Raw genomic sequence first — 11,912 nt, 5'->3', positions numbered from 1 at the left:
CCTTGGTCCGGGTGGCGGTCTTGGACGGCTTGTCAGTCTTGGGCGGGTTCTTCGTCATGGGTCAGGAAGTCGATGTCCTCGTCGGTGAATGAATCGATGACGGCCTGCGGAACGAGACCGCGGACCGAGCGTCGCGCCTTCAACAGGCCGCGAACACGAGTGGATGAAATGGCGAGCGGCGGCAAGGTCGCCGTCATGAACAGACCGGCCGGGCGTGCACGCAGCGCGGCGGGGTCGGTGACGCGCTTGCCGCGCATCAGCGCGACGAGCTGCTGCGCGGGTGCCGCGTGTTCGAACGGCCGCTCGACGAACAGCAGGTGCGCGAGCTCCGGAATCTCCTGCCAGCGATGCCAGGTATGGAACTGGTTGGCCGCGTCGTCGCCCAGCATCAGCACCAGCGAGGCATCCGGCATCTCGGCGCGCAGGCCGCTCAGCGTGTCGAAGGTGTAGCTGCGGCCTTCACGCCGCACTTCGCGATCGTCGACGACCAGGCCGCGCTCGTTGCCGCAGGCCAGCCGCACCCAATCGAGCCGGCGCTGCGCCGAGATGCCCGGGGCCTGCCGATGCGGCGGTGTGCCGGCCGGGATCAGGTGCACGCGGTCGAGCGCGAGACGTTCGCGCACTTCCAGTGCCAGCCGCAGGTGTCCGTGGTGTATCGGTGCGAACGTGCCGCCAAAGAGGCCGATCGCCGTCATGCAGGAACGCTACCGGACATTCCCGTCTCCGAGCACGATCCACTTCTGCGACGTCAGGCCCTCGAGACCCACCGGGCCGCGCGCGTGGAACTTGTCGGTGCTGATGCCGATCTCGGCGCCCAGTCCGTACTCGTAGCCGTCGGCGAAGCGCGTGGAGGCGTTGACCATCACCGACGACGAATCGACCTCGCGCAGGAAACGGCGCGCGCGCGTGTAGTTCTCGGTGACGATGGCATCGGTGTGGGCCGAGCCGTAGCGCGTGATGTGGTCGATGGCCTCGTCGATGCCCTCGACGATCTTGATCGCGAGGATCGGCGCCAGATACTCCTCGGCCCAGTCCGACTCGGACGCCGGCCGCGCGAGCGGCAGGATCGCGCGGGTGCGCTCGCAGGCGCGCAGCTCGACGCCGGCCTCGTTGTAGATGCGGCCGAGCTCCGGCAGCACCTTCTGCGCGATCGGCGCGTCGACCAGCAGGGTCTCCATCGTGTTGCAGGTGCCGTAGCGCTGGGTCTTGGCATTGACCGACACCGCCACGGCCTTGTCGAAGTCCGCGTCGCGATCGATGAAGACGTGGCAGTTGCCGTCCAGATGCTTGATGACCGGCACGCGCGCGTTGCTGGACACCGCAGCGACCAGCCCCTTGCCGCCGCGCGGAATCACGACGTCGATGTACTCGGGCATCGACACCATCTCGCCGACGGTGCGCCGGTCCGTGATGTCGAGCACCTGCACCGAATCTTCCGGCAGGCCGGCCTGGCGCAGCGCACGCTGGATGCAGCGCGCGATCGCCTGGTTGGAATTCATCGCTTCCGAACCGCCGCGCAGGATGCAGGCGTTGCCCGACTTCAGGCACAGGCTCGCGGCGTCCGCGGTCACGTTCGGGCGCGATTCGTAGATGATGCCAACGACGCCCAGCGGCACGCGCATGCGGCCGACCTGGATGCCCGAGGGACGCAGGCGCATGTCGGTCAGCTCGCCGATCGGATCCGGCAGGTTGGCGACTTCGCGCACGCCTTCGGCCATCGCGGCGACGCGGTCTTCGTTGAGTTCGAGGCGATCCAGCAGCGCGGGATCCAGCTTGGCCGCCTTGCCGGCCCGCATGTCCTTTTCGTTGGCCGACAGGATGCTGGACGTTTCGTCGAGCAGGAGCTGTGCGAGCGCGAACAGGCAGGCGTTCTTGAGCCCGGAGTCGGCGCGCGCCATCTCGCGGCTGGCGGCGCGGGCGCGTTCGCCCTTCTCGCGCATGTAGACCGCGATGTCGTCCTTGGTGCCCGTGCGGGCTGTCGCTGCTTGCGCGTTCATGACCACTTCATAGCCCGAGGGGCCTCACCACGCGGCGCCCGGCGGCCGCTAGCACCAATGTTAACAACTCCTCCCAGGCCTGATCCTTCCCGCCCGTCGATTTGGCGAGCTGGTCGATCACCGCGGCCTGGCGCAGCCATCCGAAGAGCTGCGTCGATCGCGTACGCGACAGCGCCTTGCCGAACAGCGGAATGCGCGTGCGCGGGAAGACGCGCGCCTCGGCGCAGGCCGACGCCGCGTCGCCCGAGCGCGCGTAGGCGGCCTGGGCCTGCGACCACTGGCGCAGCATCCAGGCCAGCGGCCCGAGGATGGCGAGGACGTCGACGCCCTCTTCGCGCAGGCGCGACAGCGTGTGCGAGGCGCCGGCCGCATCGCCGCCGAGAATCCGGTCGCCCAGGTCGAAGGCGTCGAAGCGCGAGCTGTCCGCAACCGAGGCGCGAACCGCGTCAGCCGTCAGCACGCCGTCCGGGTGCAGCAGCGCGAGCTTGTCGATGTCCTGCTTGGCGGCCAGCGCGTTGCCTTCGGTGCGCCCGGCCAGTTCCATGACCGCGTCCTTGTCCGGCTTCAGGCCCTTGGCGCGCATGCGCTGGTCGATCCAGCCCGGCCACTGCTCGGCGGCGATCTCGGGTGAGTAGACCGAGGCGCCGGCGTTTTCGAGCGCCACGTACCACGCCGCCTGCTGCTGCTTGTAATCGAGCTTTCCGCCAGTGACGAGCAGCAGCGTGTCCTGCGGCGGGCGGCCGGCGAGTTCGACCAGCAGCTTGGCGCCGTCGATCGAGGCCGAACTCTTGCCTTCGCTCTCTTCGCCCGCGTCGTCGTCGTCATCGGCCGACTTCGACGCGCCGGGCTTGGGCCCCTTGGGCATGCGCAACTCGACGATCTTGCGCGTGGCGAACAGCGACAGGCTGTTGCAGGACTCGATGACCCGGCCCCAGTCGAAGCCGCGCTCCACGTCGAAGATCTCGCGCTCGCTGTAACCCTCGCGGCGCGCGGCCGCGCGGATGGCGTCGAGCGACTCCTCGATCAGCAGCGGCTCTTCACCGGCGACGACATAGACCGGCAGCAGCGGCTTGGCGAGGTGTGCGGACAATTGCTCCGGACGCAGCTTCATGCGCGCAGGGTCTCCGCGTCCTTGCGGGCGGCGGCCAGGTCCGGCACCAGCAGCGCGAGCGGCATGCGGCGTCGCAGGGCATCGTCGGCCGACAGCGCCATCTCGTCACGGAACGCGAGCGCCACTTCGGCGCGCACGAACGGCGCGTCCGGATGCACGCGCTGCGCCAAGGTCGGATCCTTCTTCACCATCTTCAGCAGTTCGTCGATCGTCGTGCCGTGGCGATGCGCGGCGTAACTGGCGGCAAGGCCGTCGAAGCCGGCAGCGGTCAGCTTCTTCACCGATGCCGCGAGCCAGGTGTCGAAATCGTCCTTCGGTGCACCCGGCAGGAATTTGAGATGCGTCTGCGAGCGGACCTTTTTCTGGCCCAGCGCCTTCTGCACGCGGTCCACGATCTCCACCGCGTCGCAGCGCGAGGTCGTGTACTTGCCGCCGATCGGCAGCACCAGGCGCGGCTCGGGCTCGGCGATCTCGAATTCGCGCGTCACGGCGGACAGGCTCGCCGCGTTGTCGGCCTGCAAGGTGCGCACGCCGGAGTAACGCGCGATGACGTCGGCCTCGGTCCAGCCCAGGCCCGGCAGTCCGCGGCGCACGCCGTCAATCAGGTAGCTGGTTTCCTCGTCGGTGGGCTGCTGGTCGGGACTGTCGACCGTCGCCTCCGTCGTGCCGACGATGGTCTTGCCGTACCAGGGAATCACGAAGAACACGCGGCCGTCCTTCGCGGTGAGCAGGAAGGCCTCGGTGCACCCCGGGATCGCCGGCAGCAGCAGGTGCGTGCCCTTGATCAGCTTGACCTTCGGCGCCTGCGGACCGAGCAGCGTGCGCGCCCAGGGTCCCGCGGAATTCACGATGCAGCGCGCGCGCACGTCGAACGTCGTACCGCTCTCGACATCCTTGAGCTTCGCACCGGTGACACCGTTCTTGTCGCGCAGGATCTTCTCGGCCTGTACGCGGTTGGCGCAGACCGCGCCGGCGGACTGGGCCGCAGCGACGACGGTCATCGTCATCCGCGCGTCGTCTTCCTGGCAGTCGCCGTAGCGGAAGCCGCCCAGCAGGTTGTCCGGGTCGACGTACGGATAGTGCTTGAGCAGGCTGCGCGGCCGGAAATGCTTGTGCGGCTTCACCGGCCCGCTGCCGAAGGCGAGCGTGTCGTACAGGGTCAAGCCGGCCGACAGCTTCAGCGGACTCGCACGCGGCCCTTTCCAGACCGGCAGGATGAAATCGAGCGGCCGCACGAGATGCGCCGCGATCTTCGACAGCACCTTGCGCTCGCGCAGCGCATGGCGGACCAGCGCGAACTCGTAGTGCTCCAGGTAGCGCAGGCCACCGTGGATCAGCTTGCTCGACGCCGACGACGTCCCGCTGGCCCAGTCGTTCTTCTCGATCAGCGCCACCTTCAGGCCGCGCTGCGCCGCGTCATACGCGCTCCAGGCGCCGTAGATACCGCCACCGATGACGAGCAGGTCGAACTCCGCCGACAGCCCCGCGATGTTCCGCTTGAGAGGAAACGCCTTGGTCATGCGGCGAGGTGCGACAGGTAGGTCATGCCGGTTCGGCGACCAGCCCATTGTGCCGCAGCAGCGGCTCGATGCTCGGCTCGCGGCCGCGGAACTCGCGGAACAGGTCGGCCGCCTCGCGCGAGCCGCCGCGCGACAGGATGCCGTCGAGGAATCTGCGCCCGGTCTCGCCCAGCTTCTCCGGCGTCAGGCCCGCTTCCTCGAACGCGGCGAAGGCGTCGGCCGACAGGACTTCGGCCCACTTGTAGCTGTAGTAACCCGCTGCGTAACCGCCGGCGAAGATGTGGCTGAAGCTCCAGGGCATGCGGTTGAATGCCGGGGGGCGCAGCACCGAGACCTCGTCGCGCACCTTGCTGATGGTCTCCAGCACACGGGCGCCCTGGCCCGGCACGAAGTCGCGGTGCAGGCGCAGGTCGAACAGCGCGAACTCGACCTGCCGCACGGTGGCCAGCCCGGTCTGGAACACGCGCGACTCGCGCAGCTTGTCGATCTGCGCATCCGGCAGCGGCTCGCCGGTCTGCCAGTGGCGCGCGTACGCCTTGAGCAGCGCCGGCTCGTAGCACCAGTTCTCCATGAACTGGCTCGGCAGCTCCACCGCGTCCCATTCGACGCCGTGGATGCCGGCGAGCGCACTCTCCTCGACCTGCGTCATCAGCAGGTGCAGGCCGTGGCCGAACTCGTGGTACAGCGTGACCAGTTCGTCGTGCGTCAACAGGCCGGGCTGGTCGCCCAGCGGCGGCCTGAAATTGCAGATCAGGTAGGCCACCGGCAACTGCAGGCCTTCCGAAGAACGGCGGCGACTCACGCACTCGTCCATCCAGGCCCCGCCACGCTTCTGCTCGCGCGCATACGGGTCGAGATAGAAGCGGCCGAAGGTCTTGCCCTGGGCGTCCTGCAGCGCGTAGGCCGTGACCTGCGGATGCCACACCGACACGCCCGGCTCGGCGACGACCTTGGCGCCGTAAAGCCGGTGGATCAGCCCGAACAGGCCGTCGAGCACCGCCGGCAACGGGAAGTACGGCCGCAGCACCTCGTCGTTCAGATCGAGCGCCTGCTCCTTGAGCTTTTCGGCGTAGTACGCCAGGTCCCAGGGCTCGAGCTGGTCCGGCCCGCCGAGCGTGCGCGCGAAGGCGCGCAGCTCCTCGACCTCGGTCGCCGCGCGCGCCTTGGAGCGCTTCGCCAGATCGAGCAGGAAGGTTTCCACCGCGTCCGGCGAATCCGCCATCTTGGTGGCCAGCGACAGCTCCGCGAAGTTCTTGTAGCCCAGCAACTGCGCTTCCTCGTGACGCAGCTCGAGGATCTCGTCCATCAACGGCGAGTTGTCGAACTGGCCAGCCTGCGGTCCCTGGTCGGATGCGCGCGTGGCGTAGGCGGTGTACAGCTCGCGCCGCAGGTCGCGATCGTTGGCGTACGAGATGACGGCGTCGTAGCTCGGGTAATCCAAGGTCAGCAGCCAACCTTCGAGATTCTTGGCCTTCGCCTTGGCGGCGGCCTGCTCGAGCGCGGCCGGCGACATGCCTTCGAGGCGCGACGCATCGGTGACGTGCTGCGACCAGGCCTGGATCGCATCCATCACGTTTTCTTCGAACTTGGTCTGCAGTTCGGACAGGCGCATCGAGATCTGCTTGAAGCGCTCCTTCTGTTCCGGCGGCAGGCCGATGCCCGACAGCCGGAAATCGCGCAGCGCGTCGCGAACCACCTTCTGCTGGATCGGGTTGAGCTTCGCGAAGCCCGCGGACTCGGACAGCGCCTTGTAGGCCTGGTACAGCGCCTCGGACTGCGACAGCTCCAGGCTGTATTCGGTGACCTTCGGCAGGCCTTCGTTGAACGCGGCGCGCCACTCCGGCGTGGAGGTGACGCTGAACAGGTGCGACACCGGGCCCCAGGCACGCGAGATGCGCTCGCCGATGTCCTCCAGCGGCTCGATCAGCGACGACCACGTCGGGTCACGCAGGTCCTTGAGCAGCGCATCGAGCTGGGCGCGGTTGTCCACGATCACCTGGTCGACCGCGGGCCCCGCCTGTTCCGGCTTGATGTCGGCGAAGGTCGGGAGCGCGTTCAGCGGCCGGGCGGCCAGCAGCGGATTGGTCATGGGAAGGGGACAGATTCTCGAAAGGACGGCTTGAATATGGTGGGTCGCGGCGGCGGTTCAAGGAAGACCGCGCGCCACCAGCAGGAACGCCACCGCGGCGCCGATCAGCGTAGCAACCACCACGCCGGCAGTACCGCTCCAGCGCATGCCCCGCGTCAGCTGATGCTCGGTCTTGGTGGACAGGATGTAGGGGCGGCCGTCGCGCGGCTCGCGCAGCACGTGCAGGTCGGGCTGGATGCTGCGCTCGATGTGTTCGGAGCGGACCTCGTCGATCGCCGCACGGCGCGCGATCTCCCATTCCGCGAGGTCGATCTTGCCGTCGCGATTGGAGTCGAATCGATGCAGCAGGCGCACCGGATCGCGCTTCCATTCGGCCAGGCGCTGACCGACATCGCGCACCTCGTCGTCGTCGCGCGACGCCGTCTGGGTCTGGAACAGGCCCAGCGTGTACAGCCAGTCGCCGAAGCGGACCAGGCGCTCGGTGTAGCGGAAATCCCCGAAGCCGAACCACGAGCTGTCCTTGCGGTACGCCATCGGTCGCGCGGAGACGCCGCGCCAGCTGCGCTTGACGCTGGGGATCACGGTGGCCCCGACCGGATCGACGACGCACTGCCCGGTGCCGTCGTCGATGACGAACAGCTCGTCCGAGGTCGCCCGCTCGATCGTCACCCACTCTTTGCTCGAATGGCCGCCGCGCTGCTCGTCCCGACGCTGCTGGACGACGTACTCCCACCAGCAGCACAGCTCGTTGGACAGCGGGGAGCGGATCTCGGGGCCCGGCAACAGCCGCGCATGTCCGTGGAATTCGACGTAGCCCTGCGCCGCCGAACGGATGCGCGAGGTCGGCAGGTCCTCGAGCAGGCGCGCGCGACGCAACTGCACGAAGCCGAACCCGAGGGCGACGATGCCCAGCAGGCTCGACAACGTGACCGTCGTCCAGAATTCGCCGGTCTCGGCCTGCGCGAGCGCCGTCAGGAACCCGGTCGGTAACCCCAAGCGCGCCTCCCTACTTGCGCGGCTTGAGGCCGAACAGGCCGCCCAGGCGGTTGGCCAGCGCATCGGTGCTGCGGTTCACCGCGCCCGCGTACTGCTCCACCATCGTGCCGGTCTGCGTCTCGCGCAGCGCGTCCTGGAAGCCGAGCTTCACCTGCTCGCGCAGCGCCGGCAGCAATTCGGTGCCGGCCGCGAGCACGCCCGACTTCACGCGCGCCTCGAACTCGGCCTGGATCTCGCCGAGCATCTTCTGCATCTCGCTTCCCAGCCGGCGCCGGTAGAAGGCGTAGGCGATTCCCCAGGTCAGCAGCGCCGACAGCAGCGCCGTGAGCGCCACGTGCAATCCCATCGTGACCATGCCTGCTCTCCCTGTGTCCTGGCCCGACCCCTCAGGCGTAATGCGCCGCCGCCTTCACCACGTGGTGGCCGTCGGCCCCGAAGAAGAACACCTCGGCGGCCATGCCGCGCGCGCCGCGGTAATACAGCGTCAGGCTCTGCGCGCCGACCAGCGTCGACACGAGCTGGAAGCGCAGATCCGGCATGCGCGCGAGCGCCAGCTTCCAGTACGCCCCGACGGCGGCCTTGCCCTTGAGCGTGCCACTGGGCTCCCCCGCGATCTGCGCGATGTACGGCGAGGACATCTCGAAGTCCTCGCCGTAGTGCGACAGGATCCGGTCGAGATCGTGGCTGTTCCAGGCCGCGATCCATTCCCTTGCGAAGTCGTCCGCGAATTCCCGCGTGATCATGGGAGCCGCTCCAGTCGTTGTGCCGAAAAGTCGTTGAACAGGCTGCGCACGTCGACATCGCGGATCTCGCCCTCGTCGAATTCCAGCAGCTCCGCCGCCTTGAACCCGGCCATGCGCGCGACGATGACGTCCGGCAGCTGTTCGATGCGCACGTTGTTGACGTTCACGCACTCGTTGTAGAACTCGCGCCGGTCGGCAATGGCGTTCTCGAGGGCGGTGATACGGCCCAGCAGCCCCTGCAGCGACTGGTTGGCGCGCAGCTCGGGATAGGCCTCCACGGTCGCCATGATCCCGCCCAGGCCGGCGCGCAGCATGCCTTCGGCCGCGCCCACGCCCTTGACGTCGCCCTTGTCCAGCGCAGCCTTGGCGCCGGCACGGGCGGCGATGACGCGCTCCAGCGTTCCGGACTCGAACTGCATGTGCTGCTTGCAGACCTCCACCAGCTTGGGCAGCTCGTCGTGGCGCTGCTTGAGCAGCACGTCGATGTTGCTCCAGGCCTTCGAGACGCCGTGCTTCAGGACGACCAGGCCGTTGTAGATGATGACCGCGTAGGTCAGCAGCACGGTGGCGAGGGCGAGGAAAACGTAGGAAGTCATGCGGGCTCCGGTGGCGCCGCGAGTCTAGCCCGCCTCCCGCAGGCGGTTCAGCTGCCGTTGTCCCGGCTGCGTCACCGTACGGCCGCAGAAGGCGCGGACCGCGCGGCCGGACTTCGCCTGGGGCCGGGCCAGCCGGCTGCGGGAACGCCCCCACCCTGCGGTAACATTCGTGTTGCAGTGCGGTCCAAGCGCTGCCCCGTGTCCACCAGAGGATTTCCACCCGTGCGGCTTCTTCTCACCGGCCTGACGGCCCTGATGCTTCTTGCCGGTTGTACCGGCTCGGGAACGCTCAATGCCCTGACCCCGACCAGCGGCTACGACGTTGCCGCCAACGTGCTCTACGACCAGGGCAAGAACCTGCGTCTGGACATCTATTCCCCCCGGCAGGTCCAGAACGCCCCGGTCGTCGTGTTCTTCTTCGGCGGTCGCTGGAGCGAAGGGCGCAAGGAAGACTACAAGTTCGTCGGCGAGGCGCTGGCCTCGCGCGGATTCATCGGTGTGGTGGCGGATTACCGCCTTTATCCCCAGGTCCGCTTCCCCGAATTCGTCGACGACGGCGCCCGCGCCGTGGCCTGGACGCACAACAACATCTCGACCTACGGCGGCAGCCCGGACAAGGTCTTCGTCATGGGTCACTCGTCGGGCGCCCACATCGCCGCGATGCTGGCGATCAAGGACGAATTCATGGTTCGCGCCGGTGGCTCGCGCGCCTGGCTGCGCGGCATGATCGGCCTGGCCGGTCCGTACGACTTCATGCCCATCACCGATCCGACGCTGCGCGACGTCTTCGCGCCGCCGGAGAAGTTCGAGCAGTCGCAGCCGATCCTGTACGCCGAGGGCGACAACCCGCCGATCCTGCTGATGCACGGCGAGGACGACGAGATCGTCTGGGTGAAGAACACGCGCAACTTCGCCGCCGCGATCAAGAAGGCCGGTGGCGCGATCGAGACGGTGATCTACCCCAAGATGAGCCACCGCCTGATCATCGCCTCGCTGTCCAAGCCGCTGCGCGGACAGACCGACGTGCTCAACCATGTGTCGGAGTTCGTGAATCGCTGGGCCGCCGCGCCGCGCACCGCCGACCGCCCGCCATCGCAGGACGGGGTGCAGGGCATCCCGATGCCGCTCGAGTAGCCAACCGCGATCGACCCGACGTGATCCGTCCGTTCGAAAAGATCCTGCCGACGCTGGGCCGCGGCGCCTACGTCGACGAGCAGGCCTGCGTCATCGGCGACGTCGTGCTGGGCGAGGATGCCTCGGTGTGGCCGTTCGCCGTCGTGCGCGGCGACGTTAACCACATCCACATCGGCGCGCGCACCAACGTGCAGGACAACTCGGTGCTGCACGTGACGCACGACGGTCCGTACTCGCCGGGCGGCGTGCCGCTGATCATCGGCGACGACGTGACCGTCGGGCATGGCGTGATCCTGCATGCCTGCACGATCGGCAACCGCGTGCTGGTCGGCATGGGCACCAAGGTGCTGGATCAGGCGGTGATCGAGGACGATGTCTTCATCGCCGCCGGCAGCCTGGTCACGCCGGGCAAGCTGTTCAAGAGCGGCTGGCTGTACGGCGGCCAGCCCGCGCGGCCGATGCGCGAACTGCGGCCCCGCGAAATCGAGAACCTGAAGTACTCCGCCGAGCATTACGTGCGGATCAAGAACCGCTATCTCGCCGGCGCCTGAGGCGGCGGCTTCCTCCCTCTTCTTTTCCGGAATCCCGATGCCGACCCTCGTCCTGCTGCGCCACGGCCAGAGCCAGTGGAATCTCGACAACCGTTTCACCGGCTGGGTGGACGTGGACATCACCGAGGCCGGTCGCCAGGAAGCGCTGAAGGCCGGTGAGCTGATGAAGGCCGAAGGTCTGCGCTTCGACTTCGCGCACACCTCGGTGCTGAAGCGCGCCATCCGCACGCTCAACACCGCGCTCGAAGTGATGGACCAGCTGTGGGTACCGGTCGAGAAGACCTGGCGGCTCAACGAGCGTCACTACGGTGCGCTGCAGGGCCTGGACAAGGCGGAGACCACGGCCAAGCACGGCGAGGCGCAGGTGAAGATCTGGCGCCGCAGCTACGACGTCCCGCCTCCGGCGATGGATCTGAAGGATCCGGGCCATCCGGCAAACGACCTGCGCTACGCCAAGCTCGACGTGAAGGCGCTGCCCGGCACCGAGTCGCTGGCCACGACGCTCGATCGCGTGCTGCCCTACTGGCACGACGCCATCGCGCCGCAGCTCAAGGCGCAGCAGACGGTGCTCGTCACGGCGCACGGCAACTCGCTGCGCGCGCTGTACAAGTACCTCACCGACGTCACGGAAGCCCAGATCCTGGAGATCAACATCCCGACCGGCATCCCGCTGCTGTTCGATCTCGACGACGCGCTGAAGGTGAAGAGCTTCCGCTACCTCGGGGATCCGGACGCCGCCAAGCGCGCTGCCGAAGCCGTGGCCAACCAGGCCAAGGCCGGAAAGCACTGAGGTCCGCGAGACCTCGTCGCACAAAAAAAGCGGGCCGATCGGCCCGCTTTTTTCGTTTCTGGCAGCCGCGTTATTTCTTCTTCGTGACCAGGCCGACGACGACCAGCACCAGGATCGCGCCGATGACCGCGCCGATGAAGCCCGCTGCCTGGCCCTTGTCGTACAAACCCAGCGCCTGCCCGATGAAGGTCGCCGCGAAGGCGCCAGCGATGCCCAGGATCGACGTCATGATGATTCCCATGCCGTCGTCGCCCGGCTTCAGGAACCGGGCGATCAGGCCCGCGAAGAATCCAATGATCAGCGTGCCGATGATTCCGGTGATCGTCATGTCGTGTCTCCTTTCGTTCTTTCGTGATCAAGCGTGGTGGGGCGCGAACAAACCTCC

The 11,912-nt window shown here is 67.9% G+C and carries 13 protein-coding genes; 3 read left to right on the top strand and 10 right to left on the bottom strand.

Going from position 1 to position 11,912, the window contains the following annotated elements; translation table 11 throughout:
- Positions 1-32: 32 nt before the first annotated feature.
- The 9 genes from nadD to DFR24_RS23450 are packed head-to-tail and all read right to left on the bottom strand — an operon-like array spanning position 33 to position 9,052.
- On the bottom strand, positions 33-695 hold the full coding sequence (nadD, locus tag DFR24_RS23490) for a nicotinate-nucleotide adenylyltransferase (protein ID WP_133883911.1): 663 nt from the start codon (positions 693-695) through the stop codon (positions 33-35).
- Between the two features lie 9 nt (positions 696-704).
- Positions 705-1,997 (bottom strand): glutamate-5-semialdehyde dehydrogenase, encoded by a 1,293-nt coding sequence (locus DFR24_RS23485; protein WP_133883910.1) that lies wholly within the window; start codon positions 1,995-1,997, stop codon positions 705-707.
- A 7-nt stretch (positions 1,998-2,004) separates the two neighbouring features.
- Positions 2,005-3,108: a DNA polymerase III subunit delta gene (gene holA / locus DFR24_RS23480; protein WP_133883909.1), complete on the bottom strand. Its 1,104-nt coding sequence runs from the start codon at positions 3,106-3,108 to the stop codon at positions 2,005-2,007.
- A complete protein-coding gene (locus DFR24_RS23475) occupies positions 3,105-4,628 on the bottom strand; it encodes a glycerol-3-phosphate dehydrogenase/oxidase (RefSeq protein ID WP_133883908.1) in 1,524 nt (507 codons plus the stop codon). Before DFR24_RS23475 ends, holA begins: the two co-directional genes overlap by 4 nt.
- A gap of 22 nt (positions 4,629-4,650) precedes the next feature.
- Positions 4,651-6,717, bottom strand: coding sequence for a M3 family metallopeptidase (locus tag DFR24_RS23470; protein ID WP_133883907.1), 2,067 nt, complete (start codon positions 6,715-6,717; stop codon positions 4,651-4,653).
- Positions 6,718-6,774: 57 nt separating this feature from the next.
- Positions 6,775-7,713, bottom strand: a complete 939-nt coding sequence (locus DFR24_RS23465) for a GIDE domain-containing protein (protein ID WP_162851398.1) — start codon at positions 7,711-7,713, stop codon at positions 6,775-6,777.
- A gap of 10 nt (positions 7,714-7,723) precedes the next feature.
- Entirely contained in the window at positions 7,724-8,068 is a 345-nt protein-coding gene (locus DFR24_RS23460; RefSeq protein WP_133883905.1) for a hypothetical protein, read from the bottom strand.
- Between the two features lie 31 nt (positions 8,069-8,099).
- Entirely contained in the window at positions 8,100-8,456 is a 357-nt protein-coding gene (locus tag DFR24_RS23455) for a nuclear transport factor 2 family protein (protein WP_133883904.1), read from the bottom strand.
- Positions 8,453-9,052: a LemA family protein gene (locus DFR24_RS23450; RefSeq protein ID WP_133883903.1), complete on the bottom strand. Its 600-nt coding sequence runs from the start codon at positions 9,050-9,052 to the stop codon at positions 8,453-8,455. Before DFR24_RS23450 ends, DFR24_RS23455 begins: the two co-directional genes overlap by 4 nt.
- A gap of 222 nt (positions 9,053-9,274) precedes the next feature.
- Here DFR24_RS23450 and DFR24_RS23445 point away from each other — a divergent pair, with 222 nt between their 5' ends.
- Genes DFR24_RS23445 through gpmA form a run of 3 tightly spaced genes read left to right on the top strand, consistent with a single transcriptional unit; the run spans position 9,275 to position 11,527 of the window.
- Entirely contained in the window at positions 9,275-10,186 is a 912-nt protein-coding gene (locus tag DFR24_RS23445; RefSeq protein WP_246051783.1) for an alpha/beta hydrolase, read from the top strand.
- A 20-nt stretch (positions 10,187-10,206) separates the two neighbouring features.
- Positions 10,207-10,737: a gamma carbonic anhydrase family protein gene (locus DFR24_RS23440; protein WP_133883902.1), complete on the top strand. Its 531-nt coding sequence runs from the start codon at positions 10,207-10,209 to the stop codon at positions 10,735-10,737.
- 37 nt (positions 10,738-10,774) lie between these two features.
- Positions 10,775-11,527, top strand: coding sequence for a 2,3-diphosphoglycerate-dependent phosphoglycerate mutase (gene gpmA, locus DFR24_RS23435; RefSeq protein WP_133883901.1), 753 nt, complete (start codon positions 10,775-10,777; stop codon positions 11,525-11,527).
- 70 nt (positions 11,528-11,597) lie between these two features.
- On the opposite strand, the gene DFR24_RS23430 is transcribed toward gpmA, so the two are convergent.
- Positions 11,598-11,855 carry a GlsB/YeaQ/YmgE family stress response membrane protein gene (locus tag DFR24_RS23430; RefSeq protein ID WP_133883900.1) on the bottom strand — a complete coding sequence of 86 codons (258 nt, stop codon included), beginning with the start codon at positions 11,853-11,855 and terminating at the stop codon, positions 11,598-11,600.
- Positions 11,856-11,912: the final 57 nt, after the last annotated feature.

Source organism: Panacagrimonas perspica (assembly GCF_004364935.1).
In the GTDB taxonomy this organism is placed as follows: domain Bacteria; phylum Pseudomonadota; class Gammaproteobacteria; order Nevskiales; family Nevskiaceae; genus Panacagrimonas; species Panacagrimonas perspica.
This window is presented reverse-complemented; position numbering and strand designations above follow the sequence as displayed.